The 16747-nt window shown below is 32.6% G+C and carries 20 protein-coding genes and 1 riboswitch; of the genes, 9 read left to right on the forward strand and 11 right to left on the reverse strand.

Features of this window, described 5'->3' with window-relative positions; translation table 11 throughout:
- The gene (gene rlmD / locus BG262_RS00840) at positions 1-1356 is read right to left on the reverse strand and encodes a 23S rRNA (uracil(1939)-C(5))-methyltransferase RlmD (RefSeq protein WP_070786999.1); all 1356 of its coding nucleotides are present in this window, start codon (positions 1354-1356) and stop codon (positions 1-3) included.
- 310 nt (positions 1357-1666) lie between these two features.
- Here rlmD and BG262_RS00845 point away from each other — a divergent pair, with 310 nt between their 5' ends.
- The 4 genes from BG262_RS00845 (at position 1667) to nox (ending at position 5665) form a co-directional block, all read left to right on the forward strand.
- Complete coding sequence (locus BG262_RS00845) at positions 1667-2446, forward strand: glucose 1-dehydrogenase (RefSeq protein WP_070787000.1); 780 nt, start codon at positions 1667-1669, stop codon at positions 2444-2446.
- Positions 2447-2520: 74 nt separating this feature from the next.
- The gene (locus BG262_RS00850) at positions 2521-3129 is read left to right on the forward strand and encodes a YczE/YyaS/YitT family protein (RefSeq protein WP_070787001.1); all 609 of its coding nucleotides are present in this window, start codon (positions 2521-2523) and stop codon (positions 3127-3129) included.
- A gap of 28 nt (positions 3130-3157) precedes the next feature.
- On the forward strand, positions 3158-4222 hold the full coding sequence (locus BG262_RS00855) for a lactonase family protein (protein WP_070787002.1): 1065 nt from the start codon (positions 3158-3160) through the stop codon (positions 4220-4222).
- 105 nt (positions 4223-4327) lie between these two features.
- The gene (gene nox / locus BG262_RS00860; protein ID WP_070787003.1) at positions 4328-5665 is read left to right on the forward strand and encodes a H2O-forming NADH oxidase; all 1338 of its coding nucleotides are present in this window, start codon (positions 4328-4330) and stop codon (positions 5663-5665) included.
- A 78-nt stretch (positions 5666-5743) separates the two neighbouring features.
- Here nox and BG262_RS00865 read toward each other — a convergent pair whose 3' ends face one another.
- The 4 genes from BG262_RS00865 to BG262_RS00880 form a co-directional block, all read right to left on the reverse strand.
- On the reverse strand, positions 5744-6085 hold the full coding sequence (locus tag BG262_RS00865) for a DUF2178 domain-containing protein (RefSeq protein WP_070787004.1): 342 nt from the start codon (positions 6083-6085) through the stop codon (positions 5744-5746).
- Positions 6086-6105: 20 nt separating this feature from the next.
- A complete protein-coding gene (locus tag BG262_RS00870) occupies positions 6106-6399 on the reverse strand; it encodes a hypothetical protein (protein ID WP_070787005.1) in 294 nt (97 codons plus the stop codon).
- 384 nt (positions 6400-6783) lie between these two features.
- The gene (locus tag BG262_RS00875; RefSeq protein WP_070787006.1) at positions 6784-7101 is read right to left on the reverse strand and encodes a hypothetical protein; all 318 of its coding nucleotides are present in this window, start codon (positions 7099-7101) and stop codon (positions 6784-6786) included.
- A gap of 12 nt (positions 7102-7113) precedes the next feature.
- On the reverse strand, positions 7114-7299 hold the full coding sequence (locus BG262_RS00880; protein ID WP_371827958.1) for a helix-turn-helix transcriptional regulator: 186 nt from the start codon (positions 7297-7299) through the stop codon (positions 7114-7116).
- 160 nt (positions 7300-7459) lie between these two features.
- Between BG262_RS00880 and recX the strand changes: the two genes are divergently transcribed.
- Positions 7460-8251 carry a recombination regulator RecX gene (gene recX, locus BG262_RS00885; protein ID WP_173861952.1) on the forward strand — a complete coding sequence of 264 codons (792 nt, stop codon included), beginning with the start codon at positions 7460-7462 and terminating at the stop codon, positions 8249-8251.
- On the opposite strand, the gene BG262_RS00890 is transcribed toward recX, so the two are convergent.
- A complete protein-coding gene (locus tag BG262_RS00890; protein ID WP_143602625.1) occupies positions 8248-8931 on the reverse strand; it encodes a pseudouridine synthase in 684 nt (227 codons plus the stop codon). The two genes, recX and BG262_RS00890, sit on opposite strands and share 4 nt — an antisense overlap.
- Positions 8932-9041: 110 nt before the next feature.
- Between BG262_RS00890 and BG262_RS00895 the strand changes: the two genes are divergently transcribed.
- Positions 9042-9350: a DUF960 domain-containing protein gene (locus BG262_RS00895; RefSeq protein ID WP_070787009.1), complete on the forward strand. Its 309-nt coding sequence runs from the start codon at positions 9042-9044 to the stop codon at positions 9348-9350.
- Between the two features lie 79 nt (positions 9351-9429).
- On the opposite strand, the gene rpsR is transcribed toward BG262_RS00895, so the two are convergent.
- The 4 genes from rpsR to BG262_RS00915 form a co-directional block, all read right to left on the reverse strand.
- Positions 9430-9675, reverse strand: coding sequence for a 30S ribosomal protein S18 (gene rpsR, locus BG262_RS00900; protein ID WP_070787010.1), 246 nt, complete (start codon positions 9673-9675; stop codon positions 9430-9432).
- Between the two features lie 131 nt (positions 9676-9806).
- Entirely contained in the window at positions 9807-10313 is a 507-nt protein-coding gene (ssb, locus tag BG262_RS00905) for a single-stranded DNA-binding protein (RefSeq protein WP_070787011.1), read from the reverse strand.
- A 35-nt stretch (positions 10314-10348) separates the two neighbouring features.
- The gene (gene rpsF / locus BG262_RS00910; protein ID WP_070787012.1) at positions 10349-10642 is read right to left on the reverse strand and encodes a 30S ribosomal protein S6; all 294 of its coding nucleotides are present in this window, start codon (positions 10640-10642) and stop codon (positions 10349-10351) included.
- 187 nt (positions 10643-10829) lie between these two features.
- Positions 10830-11663, reverse strand: coding sequence for an undecaprenyl-diphosphate phosphatase (locus BG262_RS00915; protein ID WP_070787013.1), 834 nt, complete (start codon positions 11661-11663; stop codon positions 10830-10832).
- Between the two features lie 148 nt (positions 11664-11811).
- Positions 11812-11992: riboswitch (Lysine riboswitch) on the forward strand.
- An 87-nt stretch (positions 11993-12079) separates the two neighbouring features.
- Here BG262_RS00915 and BG262_RS00920 point away from each other — a divergent pair.
- The 3 genes from BG262_RS00920 to BG262_RS00930 all read left to right on the forward strand — a co-directional run bounded on the left by BG262_RS00920 (position 12080) and on the right by BG262_RS00930 (position 14849).
- Positions 12080-13642: an ABC transporter permease subunit gene (locus tag BG262_RS00920; protein ID WP_070787014.1), complete on the forward strand. Its 1563-nt coding sequence runs from the start codon at positions 12080-12082 to the stop codon at positions 13640-13642.
- A complete protein-coding gene (locus BG262_RS00925; protein ID WP_070787015.1) occupies positions 13642-14379 on the forward strand; it encodes an amino acid ABC transporter ATP-binding protein in 738 nt (245 codons plus the stop codon). Before BG262_RS00920 ends, BG262_RS00925 begins: the two co-directional genes overlap by 1 nt.
- A gap of 170 nt (positions 14380-14549) precedes the next feature.
- On the forward strand, positions 14550-14849 hold the full coding sequence (locus BG262_RS00930; protein WP_070787016.1) for a DUF2316 family protein: 300 nt from the start codon (positions 14550-14552) through the stop codon (positions 14847-14849).
- 94 nt (positions 14850-14943) lie between these two features.
- On the opposite strand, the gene BG262_RS00935 is transcribed toward BG262_RS00930, so the two are convergent.
- Complete coding sequence (locus tag BG262_RS00935) at positions 14944-16722, reverse strand: 6-pyruvoyl-tetrahydropterin synthase-related protein (protein ID WP_143602626.1); 1779 nt, start codon at positions 16720-16722, stop codon at positions 14944-14946.
- Between the last annotated feature and the right edge of the window lie 25 nt (positions 16723-16747).

The raw sequence follows: 16747 nt of genomic DNA on the forward strand, positions 1-16747 counted from the left end.
CTATTTTCTTGTTAATTTAACTACACATTCTGTTCGAGCTGTTTGTGGGAACATATCAACTGATTGTAAGTATTCAACATTGTATACTTGCGATAATTTAACTAGGTCACGTGCAAGTGTCGATACATTACATGATACATAAACCATTTTTTCTGGTTTATATTCCACTATTAAATCCAGTAGTTTATCATCTAATCCAGTTCTAGGTGGGTCGACAATTATAGCATCTGCCCTATAACCTTCTTTATACCACTTAGGAATGATATCCTCAGCTTGTCCAACCTCGTAATGAGTGTTATCAAAACCTAGATTTTCTGCATTCTTCTTAGCATCATCAATCCCTTGTGCGATTACATCCATTCCACGAACTGACTTCACTTTTGAAGCAAAAGCTAAGCCAATTGTTCCTACTCCACAATATGCGTCTATGATATTGTCATTTTCTGATACATCAAGTGCGTTTATAGCTTCTTGATAAAGGACATTTGTCTGCATACTATTAAGTTGATAAAAGGCGCGTGGGCTAAGAGAAAATTCATAATCTAATACTTCTTCATTAATGGCCTCTTGTCCCCAAATAATTTCAGTATGTTGTCCATAAATTTCTGACGATTTTTTCGTATTAATATTAAGAGCAATTGTCTTGATTTGCGGATATTCTGCCACTAAATCTTTCGATATTCGGTCTAAATTAATATTTTTACTCGAGATAAAAACTAGCTGAACTTGGTCTGATTTCATAGCATGACGGACCATAACTGTCCTTAGACCCTGACTTCTCCTTTCATCAAATAAAGGAAGTTTATATTTAGAAATCAAATTACGAATAGTATTGATTATCGATTGAGTTAATTGGTCTTGAACTAGACAGTCTTTTATATCAATTAAACGGTGAGAGTTTTCAGCATACAGACCTACGTTCACCTTGTCTTTGATTTGACGAGTTTGAAACTGTAGTTTGTTACGATAATGCCAAGGTTCCTTCATACCCATCGTTGGTCTCAATTCATAATCCGAAAAACCTTCTGGTTTGAATTTTTGAAGGGATTGCTTAAGAATATCACGCTTAAATTCCAACTGAGCTGAATACTCAAGGTGCATAATCTGGCAACCTCCGCATTCTTCGTAGTACTTACATGCTGGGTCTACTCTTTGACGTGATTTTTTATTAATATTTACAATTTCTGCTTCTACATAACGGCCTTGAGCTTTAGTAATAACAGAATAAACTTCTTCCTTAGGGAGCGCCCCTTTTACAAATACAGTTTGTCCTTTAAAATTACCAATACCTTCGCCATTTATCCCCATCTTTTTTATTTTAAGGGGGATTTTTTGTCCTACTTTTAAATATACCATAGAAGTATTATAACATTTAATATGAAAAATCTTCTTCAAAAGTACGTACAATACTAAAAGCTATTTTATAAACTTCTATCATAGTGAATTGTGATAGAAAATAGCATCAACTAACACTTCATAATATCAAAAAAAAAATCAAATTTACAATATTTACTGCGTACAGTTTATCTGTGCAATTTCTAAAGAAAAGTTATATTATGAAGCCATATTAAATGAGGAGGTGATTATTAGAAGAGAAATTATGGGGAATTTTATCTAATGTCGTAACTAACTTAATACTTAATACAAATTAAAAAGGAGAATTAATATGTACGGAGAATTACATGGTAAGGTAGCTGTAATTACAGGAGCTGCAACGGGGCTAGGGCTTGCAATTTCACTAAGATATATACTTGAAGGAATGAATGTAGTCGGTGACTATGTTGGAACACTTCCTGATGAATTAGCTGACGCTGCTAAGAAGCATCCAGATAGAGTAAAATTCGTTGAAGCTGATGTTTCTAACGAAAAACAAGTTGAGGGACTAGCAAAAACTGCCGTTGATACTTTTGGAGATATCGATATCTGGGTAAATAATGCAGGTGTTGAAAAAGCTTGTCATACTGCTGAAATGCCATTTAAAGAATGGAAAAAAGTACTGGATGTCAACTTAGACGGTGTGTTCCTTGGTTCTCGTGAAGCCTTAAAACACTTTACAAAAAACAAGAAAAAAGGAACAATCATCAACATGTCTTCAGTTCACCAACAAATTCCATGGCCTACTTTTGCGCACTATGCAGCAAGTAAAGGTGCAACTGAAATGTTTACTAAAACAATTGCGCTTGAATATGCTGATCAAGGAATTCGTGCAAACTGTATAGCACCAGGGGCTATTGATACTCCAATTAATGCTAAAAAGTTTTCAGACCCTAAACAATTGGCTCAAACTGAAAGCATGGTACCAATGGGAAATATCGGTAAACCACAAGATATTGCGAATGCTGCAGCTTTCTTAGCTTCAGATGAAGCTTCTTATATAACTGGTACAACTTTATTCGTTGATGGAGGAATGACTCTATACCCTTCATTCCAACATGGTGCAGGTTGATAAAAACAATCAACATAGTTAGCCAGTGGGTCACAGTGCCCCTGGTTTTTTCATAAATGAAATGGAGGTAATTTATGAAATTTTTTAAAAATGTAGTGATAATCTTAATAGGTCTACTTACAATGTCAGTAGGATCAAGTATCTTACGTACAGCAAAACTTGGGGTTGATCCATTTACTGCAATGAATATCGGATTATCTAGTCACGTTGGATTAAGCCTAAGTGTATTCCAAATTATCGTAAACTGCTTAATATTAGTCTATGTTTACCTATACAATAAAAAAGCAATTGGTTTAGGTACAATTTTAAACATGTTCCTAGTAGGGGCATTCATTGATATGTTTTCAGCAATGTTCAAACCGCTAACACATTCAATGACTCATTCTTTAATTGCACAAACTCTTTGTTTAATTATAGGTATAGCATTGTTTACTCTAGGTTCAGCAATATATATGGCAACAAATCAGGGGGATTCGCCATATGATGCTATTGCACCAACAATTTGTAAACAAACAGGTAAAAGTTATACACCTGTTAGAACAACCCAAGATATAATTGTCGTTATCATTGGTTTCCTTGCAGGAGGTCCAATTGGTGTTGGTACAATTATTTGTGCCTTCGGATGTGGTCCACTAATCTCATTCTGGACTTCAATCGTTAAACCAATAATTAAAAAATTATAAAGTATAAGGTATCCAGGAGGAGTAACTTATGGTTAAAAAAGAAAGAATATTATTCGGTACATATACTGACGATCCAACATACTCAGAGAAAAACTTGAGTGAAGGAGTGTATGAGGCATACCTAGATCTTGATAAAGGAAAGCTTACAGATTCATCTTTGATTATCAAAGAAGCGAATCCAACATACTTAGTTACTAATAAAGAAAATTCTATATTTACAGTCAATGGACATAAAAGAATGGGTGGAGTCGCTTCTTATGATTCAGATTATAAATTAATTGATAAAATACTAGAGACTGGATCTCCTGTATGTTATGTTTCAATAGATGAAAAGCGACAACTACTATTTGGAGCAAACTATCACAAAGGAGAGCTCAATAGCTATAAAATTACAAACAATAAAAATTTAAATAGCATTGAATCTCTATATCATAGTGAACCTATTGGTCCACATAAAAACCAAGATGCTCCTCATATTCATTTTGCTAATCTAACACCTGACGGTAGATTAATCGCCTGTGACTTAGGTACTGATAGAGTTTATCTATACGATGTATTAGAGACTGGTGAGTTGACCCTTAAAAGTATTTGGCACGCCAAGCCAGCAACTGGACCTCGACATCTTGTTTTTAGTAAAAACGGGAAATACGTATATGTAGTTGGGGAATTAGACTGTTCTGTTAACGTTTTAGAATATGATAAGAAAGAGGCAACACTCAAAACTATTAGTAAAACGTTCACTATTGATCTAGACTTTGTTGATTTCAATAGTGCAGCTGCAATACGACTTTCTAATGATGGTAAGTATTTATACGTTTCTAATAGAGGTGAAAATTCTATTGTGGTCTTTGAAGTTTCAAAAAGTGGAAAAGACATTAAAGAAATTCAAAGAATCTATACAACAGGAAACTTCCCACGTGATTTTAATATAAATGATAGTGGAGAATTTTTAGTTTGTGGATTCCAATATAGTGATTATATTAACCTATTTAGTATTGACCAAAATACTGGGAAATTATCACTTATTCAGGATGACTTTTTTGTTCCAGAAGTAGTATGCGTCCACTTTCCGAAAAGCACGCCACACAAATGATGTTAACGGATACAAAAATTCTAAATTGTAAGCTAAAATATTGCTAATAGTTTTGTTTTTGTGTAAAATAAAACTATCTTAAAAAATAAAGGGGAATAATTAACTATGAAAACAGTTATTATTGGTACCAACCATGCTGGTATCGCCGCTGCAAACACTCTATTGGATAACTATCCAGATCAAGAAATCGTGATGATCGACCGTAACTCAAACTTGAGCTACCTAGGTTGTGGAACTGCTCTTTGGGTAGGACGTCAAATCGATGGTTACGAAGGTCTTTTCTATACAAATGAAGAACAATTTCGTGCTAAAGGTGCTGAGATCTTTATGGAGACTGAAGTTGACAAAATTGATTTTGACAACAAGACAGTAAAAGCTAAATCTAAAGATGGTGAAGAATTTGATGTAACTTACGATAAACTAATTATCGCTAGTGGTTCAAAACCTATCATTCCAAACATTCCTGGTAAAGACTTAGACGGAATTCATTTCCTTAAACTTTTCCAAGAAGGACAAGCTGTTGATAAAGATATGAGTCGTGATGATGTTAAGACAGTTGCCGTTATTGGTGCTGGATACATCGGTGTTGAAATCGCTGAAGCTGCTCGTCGTCGTGGTAAAAATGTTTTACTATTTGATGCTGAAGACACTTCTCTTGCTTCATATTATGATGAAGACTTCACTAAATTGATGGATAAAAATCTTGCTGATAATGGTATCGAATTACACTTCAGCGAACCAGCTACAGCATACGAAGGTGATGCTAATGGACGTGTTAACAAAGTAATTACTGGTAAAGGTACTTATGATGTTGATATGGTTATCAACTCAATTGGTTTCACTGCCAATGCTGATTTAGGAAAAGATAGCCTAGATACATTCAGAAATGGTGCATATATCGTTGACCGTACACAAAAAACTAGCAATGATGATGTATATGCTGTTGGTGACTGTGCTACAATCTACTCAAATGCAATCCAAGATACTACATATATCGCTCTTGCATCAAATGCGGTACGTTCTGGTATTGTAGCAGGACATAATGTTGGTGGAACTAAATTAGAATCACCAGGTGTTCAAGGTTCTAATGGTATTGATATTTTCGGTCTAGGTATGGTTTCTACAGGTATCTCTGTCAAAGCTGCTGGCAAGAACAATATTGAAGTTCTTTACACAGAATATGAAGATTTACAAAAACCTTCTTTCATTAAAGATGATAACAAGTTGGTTAAGATTCGTATCGTATACGAAAAAGATAGTCGTCGTATCGTTGGAGCACAACTTGCTTCAAGAGAAGATATTTCTGCAAACATTCATATGTTTAGTCTTGCAATTCAAGAAAAATTAACAATTGATCAACTTCAACTTCTTGATATCTTCTTCTTACCACACTTCAACCAACCATATAACTATATCACTATGGCTGCTTTGAAAGCTAAATAATATATTACTGGGCACATCTTAAGATGTGCTCTTTATTTACCTTTTATATTTCAAAAAAACTCGTCAAATGACGAGTTTTTAAATTTTTTTATCAAAGTACTTAAGAGCAAAAAGATCAACTAGAAATCCAATAGATAATACAATTATTATTATCATAATTACACTATAAAGATCAATATTTATAGTCTTTAAATTTGGGTAAAATCTTTTTAATATCGTAAAAACTAACGATATAACTAAGAAAAAATCTAAAGCAAAATAATAATAGTATCTTGAAACATTACCCGCCTTTTCTCTAATTATTTTCCATCTCTCATCTTCTCCATATTCTTTCACTTTGTTGCCTGAATAAATAATATACCAAATACATATTCCTGCAATTAGAATATCAATAAGAAGTTGTATTAAATCATAATCCATAATGTTCATCCTTTGCTATTTTACATATTTTTGTCATAGTATCTTAAAGCAAAATACTCTACAATAACTGAAAGCATATAAATAAATGCTAAAGTGGCAACTATTGATACCAAAGAAGTCCTACCTTCTGGTAAAATCTTACCAAAAATAAGAAGGACTACAGGTCGTGCTAGAATCCATAACAGGTATATTGCTGCAGCTGTAAGACAACATATATCATAATATCTCCTGACAACGTTACTAGCCTTTAATTTTATTATCATCCAGCGCTCATCGTTTCCATATTCACTTCCTTTATCACGATAATAACCCATATATTTATAGTTGATTAAAATAGAAATATCTTCGTTTTACTACGCTGTCGATTACACTTAAATAAGCAAGCTTATTAGTGTAAGTCGCAAGACAAGGCACTTCGCTTCGCTACGATGTCCATAGAACTTAAATTGCTAAAGCAATTAGTTCTCTAATGGCGATGAATCGATGATAGAACTAGGGTTCATCGAGATGAGTCGCTACGCCTTGCTCCGATGTCGATTATACTTTAATAAGCAAGCTTATTAGTATAAATCGCAACGATGTATTAATCTATTTTTAAGTGACTATAAAAATAAGATACATTGTTGGAAAGCCTATAACAATAGCTATAATCATCTTAACTATTGCCCAAAATACAAAACTACTCATTTAATCCACCTTCATATTCTTGAATCATAATACTTTAAAGCAAGTCCGTATAGAGCTATTGGAACTGATGCAAGGGTAAAAATCAAGCTAGCAACTTCTGAATAAGACAGTTGACCATCTCTTATTTTTAAAATATTGATTAGTACTATTGCAACAAATGCCAAAATCATTATCGATAATAAATACCAACTAAATATACTTGCTGCTTTTTGCTCAACTGTTTTCCAACGTTCATCATTATTGTACTCTTTACGTTTTTTGTCACGAAAAGATACAGACCATGTACTAAATATAGTAATAATTGCATTAATAATTGTAAAAGAACCCATTATAATTCCTTTCTAATCTTCTTCTTGCACAAAGACTTCTGTTATATCCACACCAAATACTTTTGCTAGGGTAAAAGCTAAATCAAGTGATGGTGTATATTTATATTTTTCTATAGAAATTACTGCCTGTCTCGATATGCCTGCCATTTCTGCCAAGTCTGCCTGAGTCCAGTCGCGTTCTGCCCTCAAGACTTTCAATCTATTTTTTATCAATGTAAAGACCTGCTTTCATAATGTAATCAATTGTTTACATTTACAGTGTAATGACTTAGTTACTTTTTGTCAAGTATTATATATATTAAAAAAATAAATTTCCATGACTACTTTTGCAATTTTTTCACGTATAATAATATACATGATAAAGATTACTGCAATAGAAAAGAAAAAACGACTATATAAAGTCGAATTTGATAAGCATGATACAATTTATGTCACTGAAGACACTGTAGTTAAATATATGATGTCTAAAGCTGCTGAATACAGTGAAGAACAACTAAAAGAAATCATTGAATTTGCAAACTTTTCGCGTGGAAAAAATTTAGCCATCTACTATATTAGCTTTAAAATGAGAACTAAAGTTGAAGTTATTAAATATTTACAAGAGCACGAAATAGATAACCGTCAAATTGCTCGTATTATTGATGAACTAGAATCTAGTAAATATATTGATGATGCTTCTTATACTGAAAGTTTCATCAACAGTAAAATAAACTCTCAGACAAATGGACCTTATCAAATTAAACAAAAGCTTTCTACAAAAGGTATAAAAACCGACTTAATTGATGAAATCATGAGTCAAACTTATACAAGAGAAAGTCAAGTTGATGTCGCAACTAACATCGCTGAAAAGTTAGTAATGCAAAAGTATAGTAAGTTACCTCTCAAAATGCTTAAAATTAAAATAAATCAATCTCTTGTAACTAAAGGATTTTCTTATGATATTGCAAAAATTGCAATTGAAAGTTTAGAGCTCGAATCAGATAGTGAACAGGAAAGTGATTTAATTCAAAGCGAAATAGAAAAAAGTATGAGAAAATATGGTCGAAAATATGACGGATATGATCTCAAACAGCGAGTTATTCAATCATTAGCACGTAAAGGATTTGACTTCGATACCATTAATAGGGAACTTAGAGAATATGACTTTTAATTAAAGTGTGGTATTAGTGACTCTACTTCTTTAATAGTTAATTCTCTGTATTGACCAGGTGCTAAGTCCTCACCCAAATCAAGTGGTCCAAATTTAATACGTTTAAGTTCAGTTACAAGCTTCCCTGTAGAGAGGAACATCTTTCTCACTTGTCTATTCCGCCCTTCAGAAATTTTTACATTAGCATGGTGGGCACCAGTAATTTCTAACTGAGCAGGTTTCAATAACACATCACCATCAATTGAAAGGCCTTGCGCAAACTTATCCACATCTGATGCTACGAGTGGTTCTTTGGTAGTAACTTGATATATTTTCTCCACATGACTCTCAGGATTTAGCATATTTCTCCCCAATTTCCCATTATCTGTGATTAAAAGAAGTCCACTTGTCCAAAAATCTAGTCTACCAACCAGATATAATTCCGACTTATCCACATTTTCTAGTAAATCAAAGACGGTCTCATGTTTTTTATCTGTATTTGCACTGATTGTTTGCACAGGCTTGTGGAGCATATAGTATTTATGAGGATAAAAAATTACTTTTTCTCCACGAAAGATAACATCTTGTACTGAACTATCCACATTTTGACTAATTTTAGCGGGAATTTTTCCATCAACTGTTACTAAACCTTCTTTGATAGCCTTTTTCGTTTCCTTTTTATTTAGTAAAAAGTTTTTCATTATGAGTTCATCTATTCTCAACTTCTTTTCCTTGACCTTTTAATTCCTTTAATATATTCTTAGGTTATATTCTAATTGAATTTTCAAAAAAAAGAAAGGGGTGGGCGAAAATGGCTTTTACAAATACGAGTGGAAGATATGCAAGCTTTGGTATTGCATCTGAATTACCAGGCCAAATCATTGATTCATTTTGGTACATTATTGATAATAACTTAAAAGGGGTTTTTGTTTTAGAACCAATTATTAATTTTGAACTTATCAATAATGACGGTTATCTTACAATCCTTTTCTCACAAGAAGGATCATACGATAAAATAGCTTTTGATTTCGACTTTCCTTATGATAAAAATTGGCCAAAGGTTGTTCATGTTGTGGACAGAATGGGTAGGGAAACTGTTATCCTTCCGAGTGAAATGTAAATATTGTTTTGGAGCAGCTAATGCTGCTTTTTATATAAGAAAAAGAACCAGCTAAAGCTAGTTCTTATTTTATTATTTTTTAGTTTTCATCGTTTGCTACGAATGGAAGTAAAGCCATTACACGAGCACGTTTGATAGCTGTAACCACTTTACGTTGGTTTTTAGCTGAAGTACCAGTAACACGACGAGGTAAAATTTTACCACGTTCACTGATGAAACGTTTTAAAAGTTCAGTATCTTTGTAGTCTACATGTTCGATTTTATTAGCTGCAATAAAATCAACTTTTTTACGGCGTTTGAATCCGCCACGACGTTGTTGAGCCATGATTTTTTCTCCTTATATTATTTCTTAATTTTGAAATTACGTTCTTATAATAGTCAACTACTCATATAAAATATGAGAACCTTTAATTAACATTAGCAATCCTTAAGAATTACTAATATATCAATAAGGTATTAGAATGGTAGATCATCATCATCAATGTTGATTGGACTTCCTCCACCGAATGGATCAGAGTCATTACGTCCGAAATCAGGCACATTGTTTTGTTGAGTTGATGAACCGTATGAATTATTATTGCTGTTTCCTTGTGGAGCTTGATAGCCACCACCAGCTGAACCACCTTGACTTTCGCGAGTTGCGCGACTTTCAAGGAAAGTAACATTATCAGCAACAACTTCAGTTACATATACACGTTGTCCTTGTTGATTTTCATAATTACGAGTTTGAATTCGTCCTGTAACACCAAGAAGATTACCTTTTTTAGCACCGAAACGAGCTAAAAATTCTGCGGTTTGTCTCCAAGCTACTACTTGAACAAAGTCAGCATCATATTCACCATTTTGGTTCTTGAAATTACGAGTAATCGCAAGGGTGAAACTTGTATTTGATTGTCCGCTAGCAGTTTGACGAAGCTCGATGTCTTTTGTCAAACGCCCTACCAATACTACGTTATTAATCATATAAGATGGTCCTCCTATGATTTATTAAACTAGAATTAAGCTTCTACCTTAACGATCATATGACGAAGAATGTCGCCGTTGATTTTAGCAAGACGATCAAATTCGCTAGTTGCTGCTGAGTCAGTAGCTGCTTCGATATTAACAATGTGGTATAAACCTTCATTGAATCTGTTAATTTCGTAAGCTAAACGACGTTTTTCCCAGTCTTTTGAATCGATGATTGTAGCACCGTTTTCAGTTAGAATCCCATCAAAACGTTCAACTAGAGCTTTTTTAGCTTCTTCCTCAATGTTTGGACGAATAATATAAAGAATTTCGTATTTAGTCATTGAATCTCTCCTCCTCTTTTGGTCTAATGACGTCCTACTCACTAGGACGTAAGTGAGGTATACTCACAAGAACTCATTATAGCAAAATATTCAAGGCACTTCAAGTAATAAATTTAGTAATGAAAAATAATTTCAATATAAAAACCCTATCCAAAAGAGATAGGATTCAAAACTTTTTTTGAAAATCTTAAAAGATAAATTTAATCGCTGCGTATATTAGTAAGATAGTACCAAGTACAATTCTATATTTACCAAAGATTGTAAAGTCATGTTTCTTAATGTAATCCATCAAGAATTTAATTACAAAAATTGATACAAAGAAAGCTGTCAAAGATGCAACGAGTAACACGAAGAATTCTTGTGTAGATAAAGATTCCCCTGCTCTAATAAACTTGAAGACTTTAACTGCACTCCCTCCAAACATTGCTGGAATACCAAGGAAAAAAGTAAATTCTGCTGCAACATAACGGCTAGCACCTAAAATAATTGCCCCTAAAATAGTAACACCACTTCGACTAGTTCCTGGCATCAAACTTAAGAGCTGGAACATACCTATACCAAAGGCAACTTTATATGTCAGTTTATTAAGGTCTGTTATTGTTGGAGTTTTATCTTCGGCCCATTTTTCTACAAATATGAAGGCAAAACCATAAATAATCAGCATTAGAGCAACACTTACAAAGCTATAAAAGTGATCCTCAAACCAATCATCGTATTTTAAACCGATAACAGCTGCAGGTAAAGATGCAATTACTACTTTTGTCCATAAACGCCATGTATTTCTTTTTTCTTTATCAGTTTTATTCTTATCAAAAGGATTAAGTTTATTAAAGTAAATTACAACTACTGCCATAATAGCTCCAAGTTGAATCACCACGTTAAACATTGAGATGAATGCTGGACTACCTTTTAATTTAAGAAACTCATCAACTAAAATCAAATGACCAGTACTTGAAATTGGTAGCCATTCAGTTATACCTTCAACGATACCAAGAAATATCGCTTTAATTATTTCAATCATATATTTTCCAATCTATTTATATTAATTCAAAATCATTATAACAAAGACTTGACTTAATATCTATTAAAAATTTTAATTCACAATCTTAAAAGCCTATCCTTTACTTATAAAAAAAATAGTGCTAGAATCAAGTGTAAATTAAATATTAATAGAGTATAGAGGTTGCATCTTTTATTAACCCCATTGAGTTTCGTGGAACATTGACGTGGGACTAGGAAAAGATGCCGAAAAATTTAGTATCCACTTGTACTAGGTTTTGGGTCGTATGTAAATAGCATTCGAACTGTCTTTATTATAGTCTTCTATAATAAAGTTGAGCTTTACTTAAAACATACCAATTATCTATCCTCTTGCATGTATACAAGGGGATTTTTCTATTTTTATTTAAAAATAAAATTTTATTTTTAGGAGATGTGATGAAAAAATTACTAGCATTCTTACTACCACTTCTTTCAGTCTTTGCATTTGTATCAAGTGTACAAGCTGATCAAGGTGAATTTCGTGTAGGTATGGAGGCAGGTTACCCACCTTTCAACTGGACACAAAAAACTGATGCTAATGGAGCTGTGAAAATTGATGGCTCAGATCAATATGCCAATGGTTATGATGTGCAAATTGCAAAGAAAATAGCTGATAAGCTTGATAAAAAGCTTGTTGTTGTTAAAACTAAGTGGGATGGTCTTGTTCCTGCCCTTACATCTGGTAAGATTGATGCAATTATCGCAGGTATGAGCCCAACTGCTGAGAGACGTCAACAGATTGATTTCTCAGATAATTATTATACAAGCCATCTTGTTATTGTTGTGAATAAAGACGGTAAATACGCTGATGCAACTAAGTTATCTGACTTTAAAGGTGCTAAGATTACAGCTCAACAAGGTACCTTCCATTATGATTTGATTCCTCAAATTCCAGGAGTTAAACAAGAACAAGCCATGTCGGATTTTTCGGCCATGCGTGTCGCTCTTCAATCTAAAACAATTGATGGATATGTTGGTGAACGTCCTGAAGGGATTACTGCTCAAGCAGCCAACGATTCATTTAAGATGATTCAATTCAAGGATGGTGATGGTTTCAAGACTAATCCTGAAGATACTCAGACTGCTGTTGGGGTAAGAAAAGGTGATAAGAACCTACCTGTTATCAACGAGGTTCTGTCTACTATTTCTGAAGAAGATCAAACAAAAATCATGGATGAAATGACTGCTTTGCAAGATCATCCTGATAAAAAAGTTGGTTGGTGGAATCAAGTTTTAAATATCGCCAAAGAAAATGGTCCTGAATTCCTACGTGCCGCTGGTGTTACTCTTTATATTTCACTAATTGGTACTATCATCGGTACTATCATTGGTCTCTTAATCGGTGTATTCCGTACTGCTCCAAAGGCAGCAAATACTGTACTTGCTTGGCTTCAAAAAGCATTTGGTTGGTTCTTGAATGCCTATATTGAAATCTTCCGTGGTACTCCAATGATTGTACAAGCGATGGTTCTTTACTATGGTACTGCACAAGCCTTTGGAATTAATATGGACAGAACTCTTGCTGGTTTAATTATCGTTTCAATCAATACTGGTGCTTATATGAGTGAAATTGTCCGTGGTGGTATTCTTGCTGTTGACAAAGGGCAATTCGAAGCTGCCAGTGCCCTCGGTATGAATCACGGTCAAACTATGCGCAAGATTGTTCTACCGCAAGTAGTTCGTAATATCTTGCCTGCTACTGGTAACGAGTTTGTCATCAACATTAAAGATACTTCAGTATTGAATGTAATCTCAGTTAGTGAGTTATTCTTTGAAGGTAACACAGTTGCCCAACAAAACTATCAATACTTCCAAACTTTCGCCATCATCTCAGTAATCTACTTCGTTCTAACATTTACAGTTACACGTATTCTTCGCTTCGTTGAGAAGAAATTAGACACTGATACACACACAACAGGCGCAAATCAAATGCAGGTTAAAGCGGAGGTTAAAAAGTAATGGCAGAAAAAATATTAGAAATTAAACATCTTAAAAAATCTTTTGGTTCTAATGAAGTACTTAAAGATATCAACATGGATATTCATAAAGGTGAAGTTATTTCAATCATCGGAAGCTCAGGAAGTGGTAAATCAACTCTCTTAAGATCCATCAATTTACTTGAGATTCCAACTGGGGGAGAGATTCTCTACCACGGAGAAAATGTTCTCCAAAAGGGATATGACTTACCTAAATATCGTACTCATTTAGGTATGGTATTCCAATCATTCAACCTTTTTGAAAACCTAAATGTTTTAGAAAATTTAATCGTTGCCCAAACAACTGTTCTTAAAAGAGAACGTTCTGAAGCTGAAAAAATTGCCCTTGAAAACCTTACAAAAGTTGGCATGGATAGCTTTGTTCAAGCACGACCAAGACAATTATCAGGTGGACAAAAACAACGTGTAGCTATTGCACGTGCTCTATCTATGAATCCTGAAGTAATATTATTTGATGAACCAACTAGTGCACTTGACCCAGAGATGGTAGGTGAAGTTTTAAATATCATGGATGAAGTTGCTAAATCTGGTCTTACTATGGTAATTGTAACCCATGAAATGGAGTTTGCACGTGAAGTATCGGACCGTGTTATCTTTATGGACAAAGGAGTAATTGCTGAAGAAGGTAGCCCTGAACAACTATTTGTTAATCCTAAAGAAGCAAGAACGCGAGAATTTTTACAACGTTATCTACGTTAAAATTAATACAAAAAGAGGACTTCTAACAGGAGAGTCCTCTTTTTTAATATATGCAGCTAAACACTTGTAATTAAAACTTTTTATTTGACAAGTAATTATTCAAAGTATATTATCTGTATATAGTTTAAATTACAACTATTTAATTTAAAAGAATGTATGAGGTAATAAATATGTCATTAACACGTTCACAAACAATTGAAACTAAAAAAGAGTTCCAAGATAATTTAACACTTTCTGGCCTAACGATTGAAAGAATCGCAGAAGACTTGAATACCACACCAGAAATAATCGAAAATACATTAAATCTTGATGCAATTCATATTGAAGACCCTTGGGTATTAAAAGAATATCTAGAAGAAAAAATTAGAGAAAATGGAGATGTCCCTATTGAATTCAAAGCACTAAGAGGTGATTATCATCAATACTGGTTCTTAAATTCAAGACGTATTGATAAAATGAAAATTGGTTAATAATTATAAATATAATATTATCCAATCAAAATGTACGGTACAAATATTAAATTAAAAAACTGATGAAATCCAGATATTGGACTTCGTCAGTTTTTTATTTAATAAATATTTTATGTGATTTAATTGCTCTAAATACAATATAAATCGTTAGCAATACCCATGATATTACTGAAATAACTATTGACATTTTTTCAATAAGGCTCTTCACATACGTCACCCTTATCTGTGATTGATTTTCCGATTCCACCATCACATAGCCCTTATCATTTTTCGACAAAGGAAGAGTGTTTCCTTTTTCATCAGTTGCTTCAAATCCTTTATACCACGTCATCGGAAGCTGAACTTCATGGTTTCCAGTTGGTAGATTACTAGCGATAAAAGTATAATTATCATGGGTTAATTTGACATCTATTTCTTTATTATCAATTAAAATAATTTTATTATTCAAAACATCAACCAAATTTTGTTTAATGAGTGATGGATCATCCTTATAATTATAAACAAGTTGTTTTTTATCCCTATAATCCGATATCCCATTTTTATTATTAATCAACTTTTCTACTAATGTATCATTTGTTAAGAAAAGTGGATTAGTTTTAATTGTGGAATTATATTGCTCATTATTAACCCCAATGAGATTTGAAGAATATTGAGAGGAAGCAAAGAACAATGAAAATAGAATGAAAACAACAGAAATAACTTTATGCTCTTTAGGCAAATTACATTCAATTAAAAATTCAACAATAAATATTATCAAAAATACGTTGGCAAATACTGAAAACCTTCCTGGATATTGTATAATATTCAAAAATGAATTTTGAAATAGGTGCCATGGAAATAGATTACTTTGTAAAATAAAATATATTACAAATATTATTAAATATATTTTTGAATTATTAAAATTTTTATTATTAAGATTATTTAATATGATTATTGAAAAGTAGAGTAATAGTATTAACAATGCAATACCAATTGTTAGAGAAGCATAGCTACCATATGTATTTGATATATTCAACTGAACAGAGCTACCTATATTAGCAGTAAATTTCTGTATATTTGTTAAAAATGGTCCTGATAAATTTTCTCCTAAAGATTTTTTTTGAATTAAAAAAGGAACTAAAAAATAACTTGATAACATCGTAACAAAAATTGTTGAGACAATCAGTTTACAGAAACTATTATAAGTAATTTTTCTAAAATAGATAGATAAAATAACAAATATAATTGATGATAGCACCATCATAAATGTTACTGCAAGACTATTTAATAATATTAAGGATGCGCCAATTGGAAGATAATACCAAAATTCACCTTTTCTATAAAAAATATCATATAATCCAAAAAATGTTACAGGAATAAACAAGCTTGCAAAAGTTATTGCCATATTACCAGCATTAAACAATACACCCATGTTATGGATAGAAAAAGTAAATAATATACTAAATAAAATGGCTTTTTTTGTATTTTTGAAAAAATTTTTCCCAGTATTATATAAAATATTTTGAGAAAAAAGAAGGAATATAAATACTGAAATATAGTAGGCCGTTATCCCCTTTCCGACAATACACCAAATAATTGCTATTATGTAGATAAAAGATATTGGATAAAAAAAGTTTACTCCATACCCACTAGAGCCAAAAGTAAAAGCTGAGACATCTGGAAAAAACTTACCTACCTCGATACCTTCTTTTATCTCATAAACCCTATTTAAATGAAAAAGAGCATCCTGGTTAAAGGAGTATACACTCTTGTGAATTACCATTGGAAATATATATATAACTGATAATAAAATAAATATTAAATTTCTCAGCCAAAAATTTTCATAAATTTTTTGGCTAGATTGTCCTAGTTTAGAAAGCATTCTCTTTTCCACAATTGTTTAATTTTCCTTTGTTTTT

Source organism: Floricoccus penangensis, from assembly GCF_001832885.1.
GTDB lineage: Bacteria > Bacillota > Bacilli > Lactobacillales > Streptococcaceae > Floricoccus > Floricoccus penangensis.

Bases quoted from the DNA above. Each gene is read 5' to 3' on its own strand.
- rlmD (WP_070786999.1), bottom strand. From the start codon at position 1,356: ATGGTATATTTAAAAGTAGGACAAAAAATCCCCCTTAAAATAAAAAAG.
- BG262_RS00845 (WP_070787000.1), top strand. From the start codon at position 1,667: ATGTACGGAGAATTACATGGTAAGGTAGCTGTAATTACAGGAGCTGCA.
- BG262_RS00850 (WP_070787001.1), top strand. From the start codon at position 2,521: ATGAAATTTTTTAAAAATGTAGTGATAATCTTAATAGGTCTACTTACA.
- BG262_RS00855 (WP_070787002.1), top strand. From the start codon at position 3,158: ATGGTTAAAAAAGAAAGAATATTATTCGGTACATATACTGACGATCCA.
- nox (WP_070787003.1), top strand. From the start codon at position 4,328: ATGAAAACAGTTATTATTGGTACCAACCATGCTGGTATCGCCGCTGCA.
- BG262_RS00865 (WP_070787004.1), bottom strand. From the start codon at position 6,085: ATGGATTATGATTTAATACAACTTCTTATTGATATTCTAATTGCAGGA.
- BG262_RS00870 (WP_070787005.1), bottom strand. From the start codon at position 6,399: ATGGGTTATTATCGTGATAAAGGAAGTGAATATGGAAACGATGAGCGC.
- BG262_RS00875 (WP_070787006.1), bottom strand. From the start codon at position 7,101: ATGGGTTCTTTTACAATTATTAATGCAATTATTACTATATTTAGTACA.
- BG262_RS00890 (WP_143602625.1), bottom strand. From the start codon at position 8,931: ATGAAAAACTTTTTACTAAATAAAAAGGAAACGAAAAAGGCTATCAAA.
- BG262_RS00895 (WP_070787009.1), top strand. From the start codon at position 9,042: ATGGCTTTTACAAATACGAGTGGAAGATATGCAAGCTTTGGTATTGCA.
- rpsR (WP_070787010.1), bottom strand. From the start codon at position 9,675: ATGGCTCAACAACGTCGTGGCGGATTCAAACGCCGTAAAAAAGTTGAT.
- ssb (WP_070787011.1), bottom strand. From the start codon at position 10,313: ATGATTAATAACGTAGTATTGGTAGGGCGTTTGACAAAAGACATCGAG.
- rpsF (WP_070787012.1), bottom strand. From the start codon at position 10,642: ATGACTAAATACGAAATTCTTTATATTATTCGTCCAAACATTGAGGAA.
- BG262_RS00915 (WP_070787013.1), bottom strand. From the start codon at position 11,663: ATGATTGAAATAATTAAAGCGATATTTCTTGGTATCGTTGAAGGTATA.
- BG262_RS00920 (WP_070787014.1), top strand. From the start codon at position 12,080: ATGAAAAAATTACTAGCATTCTTACTACCACTTCTTTCAGTCTTTGCA.
- BG262_RS00925 (WP_070787015.1), top strand. From the start codon at position 13,642: ATGGCAGAAAAAATATTAGAAATTAAACATCTTAAAAAATCTTTTGGT.
- BG262_RS00930 (WP_070787016.1), top strand. From the start codon at position 14,550: ATGTCATTAACACGTTCACAAACAATTGAAACTAAAAAAGAGTTCCAA.